24 protein-coding genes are annotated in these 20,538 nt (G+C 57.4%); 12 read left to right on the forward strand and 12 right to left on the reverse strand.

Annotated features, from left to right (window positions below; genetic code table 11):
• The first annotated feature begins 39 nt into the window (after nt 1–39).
• From PYRFU_RS08925 to PYRFU_RS08940, 4 genes are all read left to right on the forward strand, one after another.
• Nucleotides 40–792 carry an HD domain-containing protein gene (locus PYRFU_RS08925; protein WP_014027349.1) on the forward strand — a complete coding sequence of 251 codons (753 nt, stop codon included), beginning with the start codon at nt 40–42 and terminating at the stop codon, nt 790–792.
• A 382-nt stretch (nt 793–1,174) separates the two neighbouring features.
• Nucleotides 1,175–2,257: a branched-chain amino acid ABC transporter permease gene (locus PYRFU_RS08930; protein WP_014027350.1), complete on the forward strand. Its 1,083-nt coding sequence runs from the start codon at nt 1,175–1,177 to the stop codon at nt 2,255–2,257.
• A 54-nt stretch (nt 2,258–2,311) separates the two neighbouring features.
• Nucleotides 2,312–3,013, forward strand: coding sequence for an ABC transporter ATP-binding protein (locus PYRFU_RS08935; protein ID WP_014027351.1), 702 nt, complete (start codon nt 2,312–2,314; stop codon nt 3,011–3,013).
• A 3-nt stretch (nt 3,014–3,016) separates the two neighbouring features.
• Nucleotides 3,017–3,718 (forward strand): ABC transporter ATP-binding protein, encoded by a 702-nt coding sequence (locus PYRFU_RS08940; RefSeq protein WP_014027352.1) that lies wholly within the window; start codon nt 3,017–3,019, stop codon nt 3,716–3,718.
• On the opposite strand, the gene PYRFU_RS08945 is transcribed toward PYRFU_RS08940, so the two are convergent.
• Nucleotides 3,715–4,662, reverse strand: coding sequence for a Gfo/Idh/MocA family protein (locus tag PYRFU_RS08945; protein ID WP_048192016.1), 948 nt, complete (start codon nt 4,660–4,662; stop codon nt 3,715–3,717). The genes PYRFU_RS08940 and PYRFU_RS08945 overlap by 4 nt on opposite strands.
• Nucleotides 4,663–4,776: 114 nt before the next feature.
• Here PYRFU_RS08945 and PYRFU_RS08950 point away from each other — a divergent pair, with 114 nt between their 5' ends.
• Complete coding sequence (locus tag PYRFU_RS08950; RefSeq protein ID WP_014027354.1) at nt 4,777–5,328, forward strand: nucleoside-triphosphatase; 552 nt, start codon at nt 4,777–4,779, stop codon at nt 5,326–5,328.
• Here the strand turns inward: PYRFU_RS08950 and trpD are convergent.
• Complete coding sequence (gene trpD / locus PYRFU_RS08955) at nt 5,325–6,362, reverse strand: anthranilate phosphoribosyltransferase (RefSeq protein ID WP_014027355.1); 1,038 nt, start codon at nt 6,360–6,362, stop codon at nt 5,325–5,327. The two genes, PYRFU_RS08950 and trpD, sit on opposite strands and share 4 nt — an antisense overlap.
• Before the next feature lie 192 nt (nt 6,363–6,554).
• Here trpD and PYRFU_RS08960 point away from each other — a divergent pair, with 192 nt between their 5' ends.
• Entirely contained in the window at nt 6,555–7,514 is a 960-nt protein-coding gene (locus PYRFU_RS08960; RefSeq protein WP_244403850.1) for a CBS domain-containing protein, read from the forward strand.
• 21 nt (nt 7,515–7,535) lie between these two features.
• A complete protein-coding gene (locus PYRFU_RS08965) occupies nt 7,536–8,384 on the forward strand; it encodes a CBS domain-containing protein (protein WP_014027358.1) in 849 nt (282 codons plus the stop codon).
• Between the two features lie 103 nt (nt 8,385–8,487).
• Here the strand turns inward: PYRFU_RS08965 and PYRFU_RS08970 are convergent, their stop codons facing one another.
• Nucleotides 8,488–9,678 (reverse strand): MFS transporter, encoded by a 1,191-nt coding sequence (locus tag PYRFU_RS08970; protein ID WP_014027359.1) that lies wholly within the window; start codon nt 9,676–9,678, stop codon nt 8,488–8,490.
• A gap of 40 nt (nt 9,679–9,718) precedes the next feature.
• The gene (locus PYRFU_RS08975; protein ID WP_048192019.1) at nt 9,719–10,165 is read right to left on the reverse strand and encodes a hypothetical protein; all 447 of its coding nucleotides are present in this window, start codon (nt 10,163–10,165) and stop codon (nt 9,719–9,721) included.
• 104 nt (nt 10,166–10,269) lie between these two features.
• Here PYRFU_RS08975 and PYRFU_RS08980 point away from each other — a divergent pair, with 104 nt between their 5' ends.
• Entirely contained in the window at nt 10,270–11,331 is a 1,062-nt protein-coding gene (locus tag PYRFU_RS08980) for a hypothetical protein (RefSeq protein ID WP_014027361.1), read from the forward strand.
• Nucleotides 11,332–11,476: 145 nt separating this feature from the next.
• Entirely contained in the window at nt 11,477–11,812 is a 336-nt protein-coding gene (locus tag PYRFU_RS08985) for a DNA polymerase beta domain containing protein (protein WP_014027362.1), read from the forward strand.
• 156 nt (nt 11,813–11,968) lie between these two features.
• Here the strand turns inward: PYRFU_RS08985 and PYRFU_RS08990 are convergent, their stop codons facing one another.
• The 7 genes from PYRFU_RS08990 to PYRFU_RS09020 form a co-directional block, all read right to left on the reverse strand.
• The gene (locus PYRFU_RS08990; protein ID WP_244403940.1) at nt 11,969–12,403 is read right to left on the reverse strand and encodes a type II toxin-antitoxin system VapC family toxin; all 435 of its coding nucleotides are present in this window, start codon (nt 12,401–12,403) and stop codon (nt 11,969–11,971) included.
• A 5-nt stretch (nt 12,404–12,408) separates the two neighbouring features.
• Nucleotides 12,409–12,663 (reverse strand): hypothetical protein, encoded by a 255-nt coding sequence (locus PYRFU_RS08995; RefSeq protein WP_048192796.1) that lies wholly within the window; start codon nt 12,661–12,663, stop codon nt 12,409–12,411.
• A gap of 799 nt (nt 12,664–13,462) precedes the next feature.
• On the reverse strand, nt 13,463–13,726 hold the full coding sequence (locus PYRFU_RS10280) for a PIN domain-containing protein (RefSeq protein ID WP_014027365.1): 264 nt from the start codon (nt 13,724–13,726) through the stop codon (nt 13,463–13,465).
• Between the two features lie 175 nt (nt 13,727–13,901).
• The gene (locus tag PYRFU_RS09005) at nt 13,902–14,099 is read right to left on the reverse strand and encodes an antitoxin family protein (protein WP_014027367.1); all 198 of its coding nucleotides are present in this window, start codon (nt 14,097–14,099) and stop codon (nt 13,902–13,904) included.
• A gap of 524 nt (nt 14,100–14,623) precedes the next feature.
• Nucleotides 14,624–15,658, reverse strand: coding sequence for a hypothetical protein (locus tag PYRFU_RS09010; protein ID WP_014027368.1), 1,035 nt, complete (start codon nt 15,656–15,658; stop codon nt 14,624–14,626).
• A gap of 126 nt (nt 15,659–15,784) precedes the next feature.
• Nucleotides 15,785–17,014: an MFS transporter gene (locus PYRFU_RS09015; protein ID WP_014027369.1), complete on the reverse strand. Its 1,230-nt coding sequence runs from the start codon at nt 17,012–17,014 to the stop codon at nt 15,785–15,787.
• Between the two features lie 191 nt (nt 17,015–17,205).
• Complete coding sequence (locus tag PYRFU_RS09020; RefSeq protein ID WP_167827921.1) at nt 17,206–18,069, reverse strand: radical SAM protein; 864 nt, start codon at nt 18,067–18,069, stop codon at nt 17,206–17,208.
• On the opposite strand from PYRFU_RS09020, the gene PYRFU_RS10585 reads away from it, so the two are divergent.
• Nucleotides 18,059–18,334: a hypothetical protein gene (locus tag PYRFU_RS10585; protein WP_167827922.1), complete on the forward strand. Its 276-nt coding sequence runs from the start codon at nt 18,059–18,061 to the stop codon at nt 18,332–18,334. The two genes, PYRFU_RS09020 and PYRFU_RS10585, sit on opposite strands and share 11 nt — an antisense overlap.
• Here PYRFU_RS10585 and PYRFU_RS09025 read toward each other — a convergent pair.
• Nucleotides 18,323–19,105 (reverse strand): proteasome assembly chaperone family protein, encoded by a 783-nt coding sequence (locus tag PYRFU_RS09025; RefSeq protein WP_014027371.1) that lies wholly within the window; start codon nt 19,103–19,105, stop codon nt 18,323–18,325. The two genes, PYRFU_RS10585 and PYRFU_RS09025, sit on opposite strands and share 12 nt — an antisense overlap.
• Before the next feature lie 191 nt (nt 19,106–19,296).
• Between PYRFU_RS09025 and hisE the strand changes: the two genes are divergently transcribed.
• Nucleotides 19,297–19,629, forward strand: a complete 333-nt coding sequence (gene hisE, locus PYRFU_RS09030; RefSeq protein ID WP_048192023.1) for a phosphoribosyl-ATP diphosphatase — start codon at nt 19,297–19,299, stop codon at nt 19,627–19,629.
• Complete coding sequence (locus PYRFU_RS09035; RefSeq protein ID WP_014027372.1) at nt 19,571–20,431, forward strand: GDP-mannose dehydrogenase; 861 nt, start codon at nt 19,571–19,573, stop codon at nt 20,429–20,431. Before hisE ends, PYRFU_RS09035 begins: the two co-directional genes overlap by 59 nt.
• The last annotated feature ends 107 nt before the right edge of the window (nt 20,432–20,538 follow it).

Consider the following 20,538-nt stretch of genomic DNA (forward strand, 5'->3'; position numbering starts at 1 on the left):
ACTGGGCTGATTAACTAGTGTCCCGCCTTGGAGTGTCGGGTGTGCGCGTTGAGCATCTCGTTCGAGGAGAGGGCTAGAAGGATACATGAGAGGCTCCTAGAGATAGCCGAGAAGGAAATCAACGACGAGAAGATACGGTCGATTACCGTAGAGCTCCTACGCGAGCCTAAGATAACATTCGTGCGTGTCGAGCCACGCATCAGCTTCTACGAGTCACCAGCAGCCCCCAAGAACCATCACTCATACCCAGGCGGTCTACTAGACCACACCCTGGGCGTCACCGAGATAGCGATGCAGCTAATCAAGGTATACCGCGACGTGTACGGCGCAACCGTCAACAAAGATATCGTGGTTGCTGCTGCGCTACTACACGACCTCTTCAAGTACTACCAGTACGAGAAGGACCCGCTAACGGGCGGCTACCGTCCAAGGAGCGACTGGTACCTAAGCCACGAGTTCGCAATGGTATCCGAGTTATACAAGAGGGGCGCGCCAGACCCCCTAGTGAGGGCCATAGCAGAGGCCCACGGCACCACCCCATTCACCATGGTCGAGTCCCAGATAGTACACCAGGCTGACAGTACCGACTCCCAGTTCGTATCCAAACTCCAAGATGTAGTGTGGAGGGCGTGCCTGGACCTCGAGCTGGAAGTCGAGGGCGTGAGGGCGATCAAGATATTCCACGAGGCCATGAAGAGAGCGCCGATATTCGAGTACGCAAAGGTGTACTACAGCCAGGGTCGTGACGGGCTACGCGAGTACATCAAGAAGCTCCTCGGCCTAGCGCCGTGAGTCGTATAAAAGAGTGCCCCCTAGGCTCGAAAACCGGCCCTGCCTCCGCGACAGACCCGTAGTCCCCGGGTCCGGATGAGCGGGGGTTCCGTCGGGCGGCGAGCACCACACGAGAAGAACCAAAAACACTGCTACCCTGCTAGTTTTGAAGACACGTTGTGACTGTCACGTGCGGCTCAGATGCTTGCCCCTAGCCCTTCTCCTCCACCCCTCCCCTTATACCCCCGGCATGGCACGACAAATATAGTGGCCTGGTGCGCCCCGACCGCGGCCCCTAGGCCGGGCTGCAGCCCGGTCGATGGGGTCGCGGTGGGCGGGTAGCCCCTCCCGCAGCACTACCATATATAAGACGTGGGAGGGTGCACTAGCCAGGGGATTGTGCTTGGACGATCTCGTCGTGCTTAGGGGCAGTGGTTTCCTGATAGTTGTCGCTATTGTGCTGATTGCTGTAGCCGCGATAGCCCTATGGGGTTTGGCTGGCGGTCCTCTAGCAGCTCAAGTCGCTTTTGACCTGACACTGTTTATCGCTGTGGTTCTCGGGTACAACCTGTTCGCTGGCACAACCGGCTACCTAAGCTTTGGTCACGGTATGCTCTATGCGCTGGGCGGTTACCTGGGCATACTAGCTGCTAACGCGATGGCTAGCGCCGGGTGGCTGGCTGGTATCGTGGCTATCCCCGTAGCGGGGCTTGCTACAGCCATGCTCGCGATTGCCTTCATGGGGCCACTGATGCGGGTGAAAGGGCCCTATTTTGCAGTCGCGAGCCTAGCGTTGTTCCTCGCGGCTGGTAGCCTGGTGAGCGTCGTTCCCGGTTTGGGCGGTAGCGTCGGTCTTACTGCTGTGCCTGGAGTTGGGCTCAACACTGTCACTGCGCTGGTGGCTGCACTCGTCCTAGCCCTGTTGGGTATAGCTGGCTCGGTGCTGGTCTCTAAGACGCTCTTTGGTAGGCGCGTGTTAGCTATACGTGACAGCGAGGAGGCTGCGGCCAGCCTAGGGCTAAACCCGGCTCTCTACAGGGCAGCTATGCTGGCAGCTAGTGGGTTCATAGTTGGCGCTGCTGGTGCAACCTACTTCCTCTCCTACGGTGGCCGCGGTTATGTGGATCCAGAGCTAGCCTTCGACCCGAGATACAACACGCTGATGGTGCTAGCGGCTATCGCTGGCGGGCTGGGCAGCTTCACCGGCGTAGTCACTGGCGCGATACTAGTGAAGCTGCTTGACAACTTCCTGGCGATGTATTCCCCCGAGATAGTGGCCGCGCTGGGCTTCAACCCTAGCGAGGCGCCACTCCTAGTAACCATAACACCGTACATCGTACTTGGTAGCCTCGTGGCGCTCATAGCCATCGCTGCGCCTCGCGGCATCTACGGCCTCCTTGAAGGGGTTATCGAGAGGCGTTTCGCTAAACTAGTGGGCAAGGCTACAGAGATCGTAGAGACGCAGAGAGGCAAGGAGGCTGGTTAATGAAACTGCTAACCAGTTTAAATTCTGGTTTACCACTGCTCGTCTGGGGGTAGTTTGCCCGTAGTAGAGGCTCGCGGCCTCGTGAAGAGGTTCGGGGGCGTAACCGCGCTGGATCACGTCACGCTCACGTTTGACGAGGGCATGGTCTATGCTATAATCGGGCCTAATGGTTCGGGCAAAACTACCCTCCTCAACGTCCTTACCGGCTATGTTAAGCCGGATGCGGGTAGCGTCCACATAATGGGCAAGGATGTGACCAAGTGGCCTCCGCATCGTATAGCGTCGCTGGGCGTGGGCAGAGTCTTCCAGATACCCTTGCCATTCCGCACACTAACCGTCTATGATAACGTGGCGATAGCCAACCCCTCGCTCTCGGGTAGTGAGGTCATGGAGCTGCTTAGGCTCGTGGGGTTGGAGGGTAAGGCCTGGGAGAGGGCAGGGAGGCTCTCGGGCGGCCAGCAGAAGCTACTCGAGATAGCGAGGGCTCTGGCGAAGAACCCCAAGATACTCTACATGGATGAGCCTACGGCTGGCGTAAACCCAGGCCTCTTCGAGCGCATCGAGAACGCGATTAGGGAGATGAAGGAGAGGGGGACAACCGTCGTCATCATAGAGCATAACGTGCGCTTCGTATCGAGGATCGCCGATGAGATGATAGCGATGGCGCAGGGTAGAGTGATAGCCAGGGGTGCGCCAGAGGAGGTCACCCGTGACCCGAGGGTGATCGAGTCTTACCTTGGCAGCGAGGTGCCCTAAGCCATGCTCCGGGTTGAGAACCTCTACGCGGGCTATACGAGAGACAACCCGATAGTACGTGGCGTGACCTTCACAGCGCCACCCGGCCAAGTAACTCTCGTGATAGGACCTAACGGTGCTGGCAAAAGCACGCTACTCAAAGCCATATACGGGCTCGTGCGCATACTCGACGGCCGCGTAATGCTAGAAAAGCTTGATGTGACCGGGTGGAAGCCGTCCAGGCTGCTACGTGCTGGCCTAGCACTCTCACCTCAATCCCCGGCAATATTCCCAGAGATGAGCGTAGAGGAGAACCTCAAGCTAGCCGCTTGGCTCGCTGGTCTCGACGAAGACACGGTAGAGGAGGCTCTAGAGTACATACCGGTGCTGAAAGCCAAGAGGCGCATCCCGGCTTCGCTGCTCAGTGGCGGCGAGAAGAGACTCCTTGACGTAGCCCGCGTGATACTCTATAAGCCGAAGGTGCTTCTATTCGACGAGCCGACTGCAGGCGTCGCTCCGAAAGTAGCCAGCCAGATCTACGAGATCATAAGGAGGCTTGCCGACGAGGGACGCACAGTGCTACTAGTAGACCAGAGGGTGAGGGAAGCAATACGCATAGCCGACACTGTGATAGTCATGGCTGAGGGTAGGATTGAGGCTATGGGCCCCCGCGAAGAGATAGAAGCCAAGCTACGCGAGATAGCCGCCTCCTGGCTAACAGCCTAGCCGCTAGCCACGCGCAACGCCTCCTCAATCACCCTCAGCACTCTCACCGCGTCACCCATAGTAGGCGCGACATGCTCCAATGGATGTTTGGCTGTACTCTTGCCTAGCGCCCGCAACACCTTCGACATGAAAACCTCGTGCTCAAGCGTCAACGGCGGCTTTGAGGATAGCGCCTCTACCCTCGTACCCTCAAGAGTCTTCAATAGCACAGTATTAGCGTCGTAATCCGCCTCGAGTACACCGCCACGCCCATAGATCCTCAGGACACGATGCTTAACACACCCGCCCACCTCGTCACTAGCAGTCACGATAGCCTCTCTATCCCCAGTTCGCAGCCAAATCGTCAACGTGGAGCCAGTCTCACGGACACTAAGCTCGGCTTTCTCCACGCGAGGCTCACCACCAAGAAGGAATAACACCAGGTCAACATCGTGCACCGCAATGTCGTGAGCAATTGGCCAGGTCCTAGCCGACCCTCTACGGTCCACAATGTGAGCCACCTCCATTCTCCAAGGATCCATAACGTGTATTGCACGCATAGCGCGTCTGGTTACGGGGTGATAGCGCAGCAAGTAGCCCGGCAACGCTACGATACCCTTGCGTTCAGCGAGCTGCGCCAACTCCTCCGCCTCCAAGCTCTTCATGGCGACAGGCTTCTCTATGAGGACGTGTAGACCCGCCTCAATGACCTGCTTGGATACCTCGTAGAGTGAACCTGGAGGCACCGCTACTATAGCAGCATCGAAAGCCTCGCGCATACTCAGAGCATCGTCTAGGCTCATGTATATCCTGGTATCCGGGCTCCCGTAGAGCCTGGCCACCCTCTCGGCAGCCTCGCGTTTCACGTCCACAATACCGGCTAGGACGGCGCCAACCTTCCTCAACGTCCTAGCGTGTACTGCACCCCAGCGGCCAGCGCCAACGAGGAGCACACGTAGACTCAAATCTTGGGCCCACGGGGCGCTCCCCCTACCCACCTAAGTTAAGTGTTGAAGAGGGGCGTCGCCATAACCCGAGTTATAACCTAGGGTTGTGTCTCGCTGCTCGGGGGCCTCTGAATGCCGCACCGCTTTGTCGTTATCACCGGTAGGCCCGGTGTCGGCAAGACCACGTTGTTCCGGAAGGTTGTCGGCGAGTTGAGGAGCATGGGTTACCGGGTGGAGGGTTTCGCGTGCCCCGAGGTTCGGGTGGGCGGCAGGCGCATAGGCTTCAAGATAGTATCGTTGGATGGTAGCCTCGAGGCCTGGCTTGCTAAGGCGGGTGAGGAGTGCGACGGGCCCCGCGTCGGCAGGTATCGTGTCTGTCGTGAGGCGGAGGACGTCGCCAGGGCGGCTGTGGAGAGAGCTCTACGCGAGGCGGACATCATAGGCATCGACGAGATCGGTCCCATGGAGTTGAAGACGCGCGGTATACGCGCGGCGATACTAGCGGCGCTTCGCAGCGGCAAACCCGGGATATATGTTGCTCATGCAAGGCTGAGTGACATCGAGATACTGCCGTTGTTGAAGAGCGAAGGAGTGTGGTTCACGGTCACCGTCGAGAATAGGGACTTGTTGCCACCCAAGGTGCTCGAGGCGGCCCTAGAAGCTATACGCGGCGGTCGACGCTAGTATCCACAGCACTCGCGGCAGGCCCTCAACACGTTCTCGAGGTGCTCCGCTAGTCTGCCCTCAGCGAGAGCCTGCTTGAACAACTCTACGCCCTCCCTAGGCTCGCTGACAACACCTGCAGCGTACAGCGCGAAGCCCGTATTCACGGCTATGAAGTCTGTGTCGTGGGGCGCGCCCTCCCCCTGGAACACCCTCCGTACCCTCTCCACACTCTCCCCCGGGGTCTCCACGCGGAGCAAGTGAAGCGGGTGTCTCTTCGCGCCAAGCTCCTCGGGGGTATACCTAACCGTGTCCAGTACGCTACCCTTCTCTACGAGCACGACGGTAGTGGCGCCGGTCACGCTCACCTCGTCTATACCGGGCTCGCCGTGAACAACGAGCAGTCTCTCGTAGCCTAGGATCGCTCCCGCCTTGGACATCGTCTCCAGGAGCTGTGGAGACGCCACACCAAGCACCTGTCGCTTCACGAGGCCGGGGTTGGAGAGCGGGCCTACCAGGTTGAAGACTGTGCGTATCCCGAGCTTCCTCCTCACCGGCATGACCCTCTTCATTGCAGGGTGGTAGCGCGGCGCGTATAGGAAGGCGAAACGCGCCTTCTCCAGCATACACCGAGCCTCATCCGGCCCATGGTCTATCTTGTACCCGAGCCTCTCGAGGAAATCCGCGCTACCCGACTTGCTGCTAACAGAGCGGTTGCCATGCTTCAGCACATAGGCGCCCAGAGCCGAGGCTGCAAGAGCAGCAGCAGTAGAAGCGTTGATAGTGTGGCTCCGGTCTCCACCCGTGCCAGCAGTATCAATAGGCTCGACACCAGGCGGGACCTGCACCTTTACACACGTCTCGCGGAGAGCAGCGGCGAAACCAGCCACGACTTCTGGTGTCTCGCCCCGGGCGCGAAGAGCGACCAGAATGGCGGCTATTCCTACATCGTCTATGCCGCCCTTCAGCATCATAAGTGCTATCTCACGCGCCTCCTGGTGTGTCAGCCCCGGCCCGCTCAGTATCTTCTCGAGTAGCTCCGGGAGGCTAGCCAAGCTGCGGGCCCCACCCCGGTGGGAGCGGTTTTACGCTATTAAGATGGTCTGACCGACCTGGGCACAACGAGCCAGTAGAGGCATGGGGAGCCAGGCCTGTGCCTCTTGACCGGGTGCCGCTTGGCGACTATGAGCGTAGGTATCCTTTTCTTGAGCCGAGGAGCCTAATTCTAAATGCTACGGGTGAGCTGTTTGAGAAGATTCGTGCCGACGCCACCAAGGAGACCCGAGGGTATGCGCTGGCTGCGTAGCGACGGCAAGCCAAACATCAGCGACCGGATATACAAGGTTGAGGGCGACGCGCAGATAATGGCCACTAGGCCGGTTTACACCACCGCCAAGACATCCCCGGTGCTAGAGGCTGCCGAGCTCATAGCGTACAGGTGGGTTAGGGCGCTACCCGTCATACACCCGGGCGACAAGACGCTCGTCGGTATAGTGACTGCGATGGACATGGTGAACTACTTCGGGGGCGGCGAGTACTACAACATAGTGCAGAATAGACACAAGGATAACATCTTCCACGCGCTGCGCCTAGAGCCAGTCGAGAGCATAATGAACCCGAACCCTGTCACCGTTGGGCCGGAGGCCAAGCTACCCGACATAATAGAGAAGATGGTTGTCCACAACATCGGCGTCCTACCGGTAGTGTTGCCAGACGGCCGCGTCTATGGCATAATCACAGAGCATGACATCGTTGAGAGGCTTATCGAGAAGAACGTGGGAAGGCGCGTAGAGGAGGTGATGAGCAAGAACGTCGTGACGATAGACAAGAGGGCTACGGTGAAGGAGGCCGCTGAGACCATGGTAAAGTTTGGCTTCAGGAGGCTGCCGATAGTTGACGAGGAGACCGGAGAGATATGGGGCATGATAACAGCCAAGGATATTGTGAGGTACTTTGGCCGCCATGATGCGTTCAGCAACGCGCCGTCCGGCAAGATGAGCGAGGCTCTATCCGTGCCGGTGACGCTGGTCGGCACCAAGGAGTTCTACACTATCGAGCCGGAGGCTGACGTTGGCGAGGCTGCGACCAAGATGATGGAGAGGAAGGTTAGCAGCCTACTCGTTGTTAAGGATGGCAAGCTCGTCGGGATTATAACCGAGAGGGATATACTCTTCGCCGTTGCGACGGCGAAATCCCCGACGGTGTAAAGCCTCTGGGGGTGGTGGCTCGTGGCGAGACTCCCGAGTGTAGCCGAGCTAGCCAGAACAGACTATCCCGTACTAGACAAGGACGAGACGCTCAGAGCGGCGTGGGAGGCGCTGGAGAAGAAGGATTTCGACAAGCTCCTCGCCTTTGAGGATGAGAAGCTCGTAGGCATATTGACGCTGCGCGACGTCATGCTAAAGCTCGGCACGGAGAGGACAAGGACAACAGTGCCGGGCCGCCTCCACATATCATCCTTCATGAGCACGGAGCCCATCATCACGATAAAGCCGGACGCCAAGCTCGACGAGGCAGCACGAATGATACTAGAGAACCACGTGACCATAGGCACTGTAGAGGCTAGCATAGGCATACTGCCGGTAGTCGAGGATGGCAAGGTTGTCGGCGTAATCTCAAAGTGGGAGATCGCAAAGTTCGTGGCAGAGCACGGCGCCGACGCCAAGGCCTCAGACGTGATGACAGTCAAGCCGTTCATACTACGCTGGACTGACCGCGTCCTCCACGCTAGGCAGCTAATGGCTCAGAATGACATCAGCTTCATCCCGGTCGTCGACGAGGAGGACCACCTTATGGGCTACATAACTGTGTACGAGGTTGCATACGCGCTCATGGCGTTCCACGAGATAGTCCCGCTCAAGCACCAGAAGATAAGGATACAGCATCTACTCGTACACGACGTCATGAGGCTTAGGCCGCCACGCGTACAGCCAGACACCCCACTAGCAGAAGTCGCAAAGGCGATACTCGAGAAGGGCAGCAGAGGAGCCGTCGTAGTACAAGACGATAAGATCGTGGGCATAGTGACCCTAGACGAGATAGCAAAGTACGTCGCCTATAACCTGGGCAAGAGCTGAGCACGAGCCCCGCATCTTCTCCCTCTCTAGACTCTTTTACTCCTCGACCTTGTCCGAACCCACATAGACCACATAAGTCACGATTATAGCAGCGTGCGTCTCGCTATGTACCCCTTCCGGTGCTGCTACCGGACACCGCCCATGTCGGCCTAGCCTCCTCCACACTCCTCCCTTTACGTCTCGGTGTGGTAGCAGCGGCTAGTATGGGGACTGCGTAGGCTACGAGCCCGCAGGGCAGAGCGACTAGAGGCTGCGCCAAGACCGGTGCTATCATCGAGCCTATGTTGGAGAGCGTGTTGGAAACCCCTACCATCGTCGCTGGCGCGCCTAGCTTCTTACCCTCCATCGCCGCAGTCATCCTCGCAAGTGGAACTACGCTAGAGGAGAACGCCAGGTATGCCGCTGCGGCGGCAGCAGCAACTATCCCATCGAAGATTGAGAGACTGGCTAGGCTAGCGGCTATCGATATGCTGGTCACGAGTAGCGCTCGGTTCAAGCTTGTTGCGTCGGCGAGCGCCCCGACAAGCAGCTTTGACGGTATGCTGGCTAGCCCGCCGGCAGCTAGGGCGTATGAGGCAGTGTACCTGTCAACACCCTTGTAATCCACGAGTACAGGGTATAGCACCTGCGAGTTTAGGCCCACGGAGAACCCGCTTGCCAGATTGACTAGCAGTGCCCTCCTAGCCTTCAATAGTAGCGCGAGCGTCTCCCTCCATGCTCCCATGCTAGCCTCTTGCCTCGTCGAGCCTAGCGTGAGGCTCTGGAACCCGGCTAGGAGGACCGCTCCCGCAGCCATGTAGAGCATAGATGCTGTCATGAATACTCTGCTAACGCCTTGCGATGCTAGAGTTGGGTATAGGGCTCTCCCTAGCGATATCCCTATCGAGCCTAGCGCGAAGTACACCGAGAGTATCAGTGTAGAGCCACGCGAGTGTAGAGCGACGCTCGTCTGCACTAGAGGCCATGTGAGCCCCGCTAGGATACCCTGCAACCCCGCCAGTATCGTGAGGAGCACCGGGTCCTTAGTCAACCCCTGGGCATAGACAGTAGCGGCTATGCCGAATAGGGCTAGACCCGGTAGCCTCCTTGCGAGCGTCACCCGCCTCTCGTAGATGAAGCCGGATACTGTTGCCGAGAAGCCTCTACCGGCGAAGAACGCCGAGAGAGCCAGCCCCGCGTAGAACAGGCTACCAACTTCGATCCCGAGCACCTCTCCCAACGCTAACCTAGTCGACCCGAATGCAACCGTAGCCAGCATTACAGCTGCAAACGCGGCTAACAGTACACTATCCAAGTCTAGACGCCAAGCGCAACCGGGCTACAAGCACAGAGTTTTAACCAGATTCCTGGTTGGAACGAAGCTCCTCAAGCACCTCGCCAGCCACGCGTCTTATCGTCTGTACATTCGGGAGGCCATTCACCGTCCTGGCGTGGAGCGTTACAGTCAGCTCCCCCTCCTCAGGGTCGTACGCCACGTCATACTCCTCTATACCCTCGAACTCCTCCCCCTCCTCTATACGAAGCCCGAGGATCGCATCCACCTCGTCGGGGTCCAGCCCCTTCGGCGCCGGGATGGTGACGGTCAATTCCACCCCATCCGGCGAGATATCCACATAGAGCCTCTCGTAGTCCTCGCCCCCGCCCGCCTGCACCACTATCCTAGGCCCCTCCGGGTCAACCTCAACACTCTCAATAGTATCGATGCTAAACCCGAGCTTCTGCGACAAGGGCGAGAGAAACCTCTCCATGAGCTTTGCAAGCCTCTCTATACGCTCGCTCATCCTGCTAAACCCCAGTGGTAAGGGCGCGACAGTGACGCCTAGAATACCCCTAATGGTGCGGGGGGAGTCCCACGCTGACACTCGTCCGTGTCTAGACTGTTCCGGTGGATGGAAAGCGTGTAGAAGTTGTAACCCTCTACGCTACCATGCTCGTCTTGGGGCTTGGCTTGCTCCTAGTGGATAGGGTGGCTGTTGCCAGGGTTGCTAGGATATTCTCGCGTGTCGCGCCGAGGGTTTCGCTCGACGACTTCACTGATCCTAGGTTCTACCCGCCGCGCGGCTACGACGAGGAGCTAACAGCCATGTATTTCCTGGCGATGGTAGCCATAGACCATAGGTTGAGTAGGCCTGGGCGCCCCTACGGGGGGCTTGTTGACGGCGAGTGGTACCATGGCGCTGATCTGCTCTACGCGTTGGGCGCCCGTAGGCTCCGGGAGGAGCCTGGCTTCTTCGAGGCTCGTAGCTTGGCACGCCTAAGCGACGAGGAGGTTAGAAAGTGGCTCACGAGCGATGATGGCGCGACGCCACCGGATCCTGGTGTCCGTGCGGCTCTCCTCCGGGATCTTGGGAGGAAGCTCCTAGAGCTGTTCAATGGCTCCGCGCTGAGGCTCCTCGAGGAGGCTGGCGGGTGGCTCCGGAGGCACCCAGAGCCAGGCCGAGGCCTGCTCGACAACCTCAGAGTGTTCCTCGCTTATAACGACCCGGTTGAGAAGAAGAGTCACCTTCTGGCTAAGTTCCTGGAGCGCAGGGGGCTGTTCAGGGCTAGGGATGCTTGGCACAAGCACGTCCCCGTGGATAACCATGTGGTTAGGCTCGCGGTTAGGATGGGCATAGTGAAGCCTCTCGACGGCGCCCAGGAGCTATTCACGCCCAACGCGCCGCCGGTCAACGACGAGACCGACGTGTACATCCGGATGGTTGTGCGGCGAGCATGGGATCTCGTCGCGAGGGAGGCGGGGCTAGACCCCTACATCCTGGACGACCTGCTGTGGGCTGGCGGCAGGAAGTGCTGCCCCAGAGACAAGCCAGCATGCCTAACCGGCTGTACACCGGCGTGCGAGAAGCTCGGCTACTGCGAGAGCGGAGCGTGCGTCTTCCGCGGGGTCTGCAAGCCCGACGCTCATAGGCTAACGGAGCACAACTTCATAGACACCTGGTGGTACTAGAGCCAGTGCCACACCTCCATACACTCCGCATGAAACTGCCCGCCGGAGATCACCTTATCGAAGATGATGCGTCTAGCTACATGCTCCGGGGAGAGCGGTAGACGCTATTAGGCTCGGATCATATCCATGAGCTAGTGAGCCTGGCATGACAAGCACTAGAAACGAGTCGGTCGACCGCGCGAAGATGCTCCAAGAGTGGAGAGCGTGGGTCGAGAGGATAGCGAGGGCAGCAGCCAGGATACTGCCAGACGTCGAGGTGTACGCGTTTAGAGGCAAAGCTGGCAGAGAAACCAGCGCCATAAACGTGCTGATAGTATCCAATAACGTGCCGGGCTGCTTCCTCGAGAGAGCCTCGCTAAAAGCAAGGATCGAGGAGGCGGCCGGCCTACCCTACAACCACCCCTTCAGGATACACCTCATGGGTAGACGCGAAGCCGAGTTCTACAAGCACAACATCCAGGGGATCGACAAGATACTCTAGCATGGTAGTGCCAAGAGCGAACAGCGCAATGCAAGGCAAATACCGTGTTATTGGCGCGAGTATTCTATGCTATCGAGGCTATCGAGGTTCTCCTCCCATGCTAACTCTCTTCGAGAAGAGATAGGCCTTGTGGCGATGAACGCCGCACACCATGCTCTAGCTTCTGTTGCTGGGTTGCGGCGACGTGTACACCCTTAACCCTAGAGTCTCTTCTATGGTAGTGCTCTTCGCTACTATATCCCGGTCAAAGGTTGCTATCCCCTCGGCTCCGAGCAGATACGCAGATACAACGTGGAGGAGATCGAGTGTGCGGAGCCGCAGGACATGCGCATATCTCTGGGCCTCTGCGAAGAGCTTTACACACTCGACCTGTTCTACCCTGGCCCCCAGCGTAGCCAGCGAGTACTCCACGATAGCCTCCAGTTCTATGTCGTTCACCTTCATAACCCGGCTATAGACCGCGAAGAGCTCGAGCACCACAAGCTGTGATGCTACTAGCCCGCGGCTCCGGAGCCTTGCAACGAGCCTCTCTGCAGCCTCGTGCAGAGGGTCCCTCCTGTTAACATATGACACTACGACGTTCGTATCCACGTATATCAACGGGCTCGCTCCTCCTCCACATCCTTTACAGTTGGCAGGTCAGTGTAGGGGAGACCATTCTTCATGAACTCCTCGACAAGCCTCCTCACAGCCTTCCTGCGCTCCACTAGCCTCTTCACCTCCCGCAACCCCATCTCTATCATCATGTTATACGCGTGGTTCCTGCTACGTGCCAACCCCAGCCTAACCATCTCCTCAGCAAGCTCGGCAATCTCCCGGCGAACCTTGATCGTAACAGCTACGAGTGTCATAAGACGGTGCACCCAGGGTACACCTAGGGTATCCCCACTAGCTATCAACCTTCCCGCTTGCTCAACAGGCGACGCATACCTGGCAAGCTGGACCAAGGCATTAAGAGGCGCTTAGGGCTCGGAAAACGCTCGAGACATAACAATCATTTTAGCCCTCATGAAGCATACCCTAATTTCAGTCGTAACATAACTGTAGCTTACTAGCTACTGCCTCTGATGTCGCGTTGAGGAAGGCTATATAGTCTATGGTGTGGCATGCTTCGCTCCGCTTGACGCGTAGTTTAACTTGGGCTACGCATCTAGGGTCGTAGAGGGCTGAGGCTTACGTTGACTATATGTTTGTCTGCTTGTTAGGAGACTGTGTGAGGAAAAGTCTCGTCTTGTTGTCGTCGAGCATCTCATGCTATCGGTTTGTTTGGAGGCGTCTTCCTCGGAGTGCGTCAGGGGGTGGAGCAGTAGTCTCGAAGATACGTTGTCCTCTTGGAATTGTGTTGTTAGAATCTATCGGAGTCTCGTTATCTCGCTTTTGCCTTGCCCATGGCCTCGATAGTCAGGGAGAGTTGATGCACTGAAAATCAGCCACGGGAGTGAAGGCGCACTCAATCCTTCAATAAACAACTTGAAACACGTGCAGCCCAAGACGATACCGCCAACAATTACCGCCAAGCAACCATTCAAAAATCAAGTCATACTCGACACAACAAATCTTTATATCGCCTACCTATACCCGCAACTGCTTCTGACAACCCATCTGGTTTAGCTTGTGTCCGAGTTAAAGCTGGACTAGACGCTTCTAAGGTTAGGGAATCACCCGGAGCCAGGGTACTCTCTTGAAATCTTCGTCAAAGGTTAGGATCGTGTCTATGCCGTAGTGTCTACACGTTAGGGCTATGATTGCATCGCTTGGAAGCAGCCTATAATTTAGCAGGGTCTCGTAGAGCTCCTGCTCGGTGTAGACGCTCGGCACTATCCTTATCTCTAGCCTTCTAATCAGCTCTTTAACCGCATTGACAACCTCTCTTGGATAGCCGTGCTTCTTTATCCACCTCCTTACAGAGTACAATCCTTTCACTCCATGCTTACGTTCTAGGTAGTGTACCGTAGAAACATGGATTATCTCATTGTGAACTGTATAATCGATGGTATAGTCTCAGGGTTTTCCTCTAAAAGTGTCAACACTTCCTCCATTCTAGGCGTCTTGTGGAGGATATGATATAATATGCTGGTGTCCAGGAAGATCACAGCTGCCAAGCCTCCTCTAGATATCTCTCCAGCTCCTCATCGTTAGACTCTCCGAGAACTCCGATTAAATCCCTCAGCTTCTCTCTTAGACTCCTCTCGATCCTCACCTTCACCTCCTCACCCTCCCTCAACTCAACATGCTCTAAGAGTTTTAACACGCCCTTCTCATACTTGGCCTTAACAACTCTAGACAATTCAACCCCCACTATCTCACAGTTGCTAATACCAATACGCCTTACCAGCCACACGGGAAACGATCAGATTATATGGGTTGAGACGAGGCAGCGAACACACTGACACCGTACTACTCTACACTGTGGGCAAAGCCAGGCTACAGGGTAGTGGTGTAGCCGAGAGTACGAAGTATTAACGTCAACGTGAAACACCTAACCGAGTTGTAGGACTATGCCCTAGTCACCGGCAGCAACAAGAGCTGCAGCAACATACACCCGCTTGAACTGGAGATAGTCTGAAACCTAATGTCAAAGGACAAATCAGAAGCGTTAAAGATCGAGATGAGTGGAACATCTACATTACCACCAGGAACATACACCGTTAAACTGGTTGGGTTCTAGCGTGCAGGGTCTCGTTATCCTCGTGGTGTGATGTTATCGTGTTCTGCTGTTCTCCGGGCTTCCCTGCTAGCATGGTTATGGGGTTCCGGTTTGCCTTGGATGGTCTTGTCGTGTTGTTGTCTGTTGGTGTCTGGTGGGCGCAGCTATCGTAGTATGGCTAGTGTTGCCATGGCGGCAGCTGATAGTAGTGTGATGTAGAGGGCTTCGCTGGTGTCTATCATGTTCTCGTGTGCTAGGCTTCTCTTAGCCACCCATAGTAGTGTGGCTATCATTGCGAGCATGTATACCATGAAGGCGTCTAGTGCTACGTAGCCTGCTAGCACGATGTACGCCAGGGGGTAGACCATGAGTAGTGCGGTTGACGTGGCGGCCAGTAGGCCTCCGGCCGCTTCTCTAGCCTTGCCCTTCTTCGCCGCGATTAGTGCGAGGGCGGCCTCTGGGCTGCTGCTCGCGATGCCGACTGCTAGCGCCGCCTCGCCGAGATGCTCTATGTGCAGCTCGTGTAGCATCTCTTCGACTGCGCTTGCCATCCCCTCCGCCGCCCAGACCATGCCCAACACGCCGCCAACGAGCATCAGCGCCCAGTAGCGCGGCACGTGTCCGGCCTCGCCCCTGCCGAGTCCGCTCTTCACTGCGTGCGCCAGGTAGTACACCCAGAAGAGGAGCTGTGCTATGAGCAGAGAGTATGGGGTTGGCACTTCTCCCCGCGACATGCTAGCCTCTATCACGGCGTAGCCCGCTAGTAGTGCGGTGGCGGCGACCGCGACCCTCATGAGCGGCAGCTCTATCCTAAGCACGTCATTCTCGAGGCCTACACCCCCAGCCCTCAGCGCCACTATCCCGAGAACCACGAGGTTAAAGGATGCGCTGACGAGCACGGATAGGAGGGCCAGCTCTGTGAGCCACGCGTTGCCCTCCGAGGCGCCCTTGAGCCCGAGTGCTAGCGCCGCGAAGAGCTCCGGAGTCACAGCCATGCTGTTGACCAGTACGCTCGAAGAGTACCCACTAAGCCGCAGCCTCGCCGAGAGACCCTCGACGCCATAGACCGTCACCTCGCCCAGAGCAGCGATGAGCAGCAATGCGCCACCCATCGCCACTATACTAGAGTGCACGACTCCGCCAGCAGCATACAGCGCAAACCCCATCACGAGCAATAGACTCAAAAGCCTAACATTCAAGCCGGGCACCGTCCACAACGCCAACCAGACCGGATATAAACAGTTAATACGCAACCTAGACGGGCAACAGGATGGTAACATAGCTGGTTGTACCATCACGGCGACCCAGCCCGGTATGGCAATGAATCACGACTGTGACGCGTGTGCCAGCGGCCTCCTCAAGATGCATGCTAGGAGGAGTACGGCATTGAAGCCGAGAATGAGGTGCAACATACCCTCAATCGTGTTGAAGCCTAGCATCCCGCCCAATACGGGTACCGCGAGTGCGGCTAGGCTGGCCGTGCTGAATAGCAGGCTGTTTACCGTGGCCCTGAGCCTCCCGTCGATGAACCTCTGGAGGTATGTGAAGAGCAGCGGTCTGTACACCCTCGGTATCAACATCAACAAGAGAAACACTATGATGCTCGTAACGAGGGTATCACCCACCACCAACAGTGGTGTAACTGCGCAGAGGGCTATGGCTGGCAGGGCTACCGATGCGAGGGCGTCCCCCGTATGCTGCCCCGAGAGGCGCAAGGTGAGATGCGCCAATAGCAGCGCAGTCGTACCAGCAACAGTGTACAACACCGCTTCGAGCATAGCGTGGCTCCCAGGCAGCCACTTGTAGAGTAGCAATATAGACGATGGGGCTAGCACATAGCCAGTCACGACTATAGCATAGATAGCCAGCACTGCCGGGAGACTCTCCCCACGGCTAAAGAGTTTTGCAAAATCCGCGGCAGCCCGCCAAAACCCCGGGTATCTCCCGTCACCGCCCCTCGCACTACTCTGGTAGTGTCTCACATCCTCCATAAACACGAGCGACACGACAAACATCACGAACAATACTAGAATCGAGGCTATGACCGGCAGCTGAGGATCATACGCTGCTAACACTTCTCCAAATACCAGGAATAACCCCGCAGCAACTAGCGAGAAGAGCTCGCCGCGGATCAACACCCTAGCTACTCTCTCCTCGCCTCTCTCCTTCAAGGCCTCGTACACAATCACCTCGGGGTTTAAACCTCGGAAAGCAAGGCCAAGCTTATAGACCGCATCTGCTATCACGAGCCTAGCCGGGCTCTTGTCTATCACGTATGCGAGAACACCCGCCTTGAAGAATAGGAGCGCTAGGAGCCACGAGCCTTTCCTCGATACACGGTCGGCTACCAGGTAAGCAGCCAGAGGCTGAAGGACTATCGTGAAAACCGCGAAGATAGCGAGAACGACGTGCATGCCATGCATGAGGTCTAGAAGGCTAGCGCTCACCCCAGGCTCAGCAAGGTAGAGCGAGTAAACCGGTATGACAATGTATAAGGGATTAATCACCGAGAAGTAGTATGCTATTTCTTGTCTGCGCTCCTTGCTTATCGGCAACAATCATACCCGATTATCACCCGTAAAGATGGGGACATAGCCTTTTTGCAGCATATATGGTCGCTATCTAGGCGCGACACCCGCATGACTGCAGGAGCATAGTGCTAGCACTAACATGGTATGCCAAGCCTATACGCCTTGCACCGTCTGTTTTAGAGTTAGCTTAGAGCGTCTAGCGTTGTCCAGACCCTCTAGTCTTCGCGGTACAGGTAGGTCTCGCTGCCCACCCTCCGGGCTTTTACGACGCCGGTCTCTACAAGCTCGCGGAGTGTGTCCTCGGGGTTCTCTACCCCGGCTTCACGTAGAGCCTCGACTGCCTCGCTCCACGATAGTATGTGCGTCGATACTATCTCGGCTAGGGATTCGCCTGGCTTGCTCGGGTCTATCCTTGGTGGTCTCAGGCCCCTACCTGTGAGCACCTCCACCCGGTGGCCCGATACTCTCTCGAGTATGCTTGCGAACCTGAGCACCCTCTCGGGGGCGGGTGGGTTTACCCAACGAGCCCAGCCAGGCCGGAAAGGTGTGTTCACAGCGACGCTTGTAACCCCCAACTCGCGTATAACGCTGCCGAGTCTAGCCGCGTCCTCCGGGGAGTCATTAACCCCGTCTACGAGCATAACCTCCAAGTGGAAGCTCTTGGCGGCCCTCGAGGCGAGCCACAACCCCTCCACGAACTCCTCCGCGTTGAGCGGCGCAGCGGGGTTGTGCAACACCCTCCACTTATCCTCATCAACGCTGGTTATCGTCGCCTTGATGTAGTCGGCCTCACTCACCTCGAACGCCACACCCCTATTGAACAAGCTACCATTGCTCAACACCGCGACGCGTACGCCCACCTCGCTCTTGAGGAGCTCGACTACCCTACCGATGTTCGAGGCTAGCGTCGGCTCGCCGATACCAACAAGGGTAACGTAGTCCGTGTGTACGCTCCTCACCTTCTCAAGCACCTTCTCGACTACGACCCTCTCCTCGATCCAACGTCTCCTCTCGACGACAGGCTGGGCGTAACCCAGGTAACAGTAGACACAGTTCCACGTGCACGTCTTGAAAGGCACGAGGTTGACTCCTAGGCTCCAGCCGAGCCTCCTCGAGTACACCGGGCCGAAGACGATGGGCTCGACACGCGAGCTACACGCACCCCGAGGTCTGGGGTGTACAGGGTGGGTGTACGAGAGGCTAATCGGGCTAACGCGACGCCATGCAAAACACCGAGCAATCAACGCCTATCGCGTCCTTATGGTGGTGAGGGAGGCGTGCCAGCTCCTCCCGGTAAAAGGCGTGTGGCGGTGCGTGTACCGTTCTCCCTCGCTACGTGTATAGTAGTGGTGGTTGGTACTCGTAGCCTCTGCGCATCTCGCTAAGCGCCTGCCTAGTCTGCTTCATGAGCTCCTTCATGCGCAGCCTTATCATCTCGGCCTCCTCTAGGAGCTTCTTTACGTCAACCTCTTTCCCAATCGCCTTGGAGAGCACCTGGAGCACTGCGGCTGCGGCCTCCGGGTCCGGGAAGTCCATGAAGGCCTCCGCGAGGAGTATGAGGTTGTTCACGCGCTTCCTCACGGCTTCCTTGAGGACTAGAGCGTAGGGGCCGACGAGGTACCCGTCGTTCATCATCTTGACGCCCAGCTTCTCTGCCAGGCTCTTAGCCTCGTCGCTGCTTGCCAGCCAGTAGACGCTCGGCTTCTCGATTTCGAGCCTGTTCGGCGCCGCGAGGCCAACGATGGAGACGAGATAGTCTATTGACATTCTCCTCGCATACTCGATTATGAACTCGGAGAGCGTGTTTATAGCCGCGGGTGGTATCGCGGTCTCCGCGACGAGCACTATGATGTTATCCTTGTGGAATAGGCGTAGGGGTGGCCTCGGCGCCCCCTTGTTTATCACCGCTATCGGCGGCATGAGCTTGGGGCTGTCTATCCCCCCATACTCCTCCATGCCTAGCGTGCGGACGAGATGAGTAGATGCTATGACGCCGACGAGACCCGCATCCGGCAGCCCTAGTATCATAAAGCTAGGCTTCTCGACCCTCACCTGCTTATACTCTAGGTACACGAGGCCGTCATACTCTTCCTCGTAGATGGGGCGGTACGACACCCTAAGCCCACACCCCCACAGTCTATACCACAGCGCCCCAAGAGAAGCGCATAGGTACAGACTGGCGGTAAAACAACCCGAGGCTCATACACCCGTCACCCACGACGCGCGCAAGGCGCACCACAACCTATGCTCCTCGGGGCAAACCCATAGCCTGCCTCCCTTTGCAACGGCCCGGCTGGTGCAGCAACATGACCAGAGGGTGCGATATACTCGAGGAGCTTGAGGAGGTTGTACGCGAGCGTGACCGTCTCAGACCACGAGGCTCGTACACTGTCGAGCTTCTCGAGAAGGGCGTCGGGTTCGTCGCCAGGAAGGTTGGAGAGGAGGCTGTTGAGGCGGTTGTTGCCGCGCTTGACGAGACCCCGGAGAGGCTTACGGAGGAGGTAGCCGACCTCCTCTACCATCTAACCGTCCTGCTCTACCTCCGGGGCGTCTCGTGGAGAAAGGTATTCGAGGTGCTGGATGCGAGGAGGCGTGGGGCGCAGCGTGGCGACAAGGATACTCGTGGTGGGCCTGGGTGAGGTAGGCTCCGCGGTATACAGGCTAGCCTCTAACGCTCCCGGCGTCGAAACCTACGGGTATGATATTGACGCGTCTAGGAGTGTCCACCGGCTAGAGGAGGTACCCTCCCCCATAGACTTCCTGCACGTCGCCATACCCTTCAAAGGATACCAACCCTTCCTAGATGCCGTCAGGGCTTACGTCGAGCGGTTCGAGCCGAGACACGTGATCGTGCACAGCACTGTAGCCCCCGGCACCACGAGGATGCTACGCGAGAAGCTCGGTGTGCCTGTCTCTTACTCGCCGGTTAGGGGCAAGCACCCCTGCATAGAGAGGCACCTCCGCTTCTGGCCCAAGTGGGTAGCCACACTCCCGAGAGAACGGCTAGGCGAAGCCTCGGAGCACCTTAGGCTATTGGGGATGCCGGTTAAGCCTTGCAACTGCGAGCCAGAGACACTCGAGCTCGCAAAGCTATGGGAGACCGTCTACCGCGCGGCAATGATAGCGGCATGGCAAGAGCTTCACAGGATGGCATTAAGGTTCGGCGCTGATATCGAAAAGATAACAGAGTTTGTAGCCGAGGTGCACGAGGTGCTAAGGGACCGGCCCGTGTACTACCCGAGCGTGATAGGCGGGCATTGCCTCATACCAAACACGAGGATACTACGAAGCGTCTACCAGAGCAAACTCCTAGACTTCATACTCGAGAGCAACGAGCTGAGACAAGAAGAGATCAACGACCCGAAGGTGAGGGAGGGTGTCGAGAAGGTAAAGCAGGTAGCCGAGAGGCTAATCAACAAGGACTATTATAGATGCGAGTGACGGGTTCACATTCAGTTTCGCAGCTTACGCCGCTGCGCCTAGAGTTGTACTTACCGCAACGTAGTGTTGGGGAAACCTATCAACAACCGCTGTCATGACGATTTCGT

The sequence above is a fragment of the Pyrolobus fumarii 1A genome (assembly GCF_000223395.1).
Classification (GTDB): domain Archaea; phylum Thermoproteota; class Thermoprotei_A; order Sulfolobales; family Pyrodictiaceae; genus Pyrolobus; species Pyrolobus fumarii.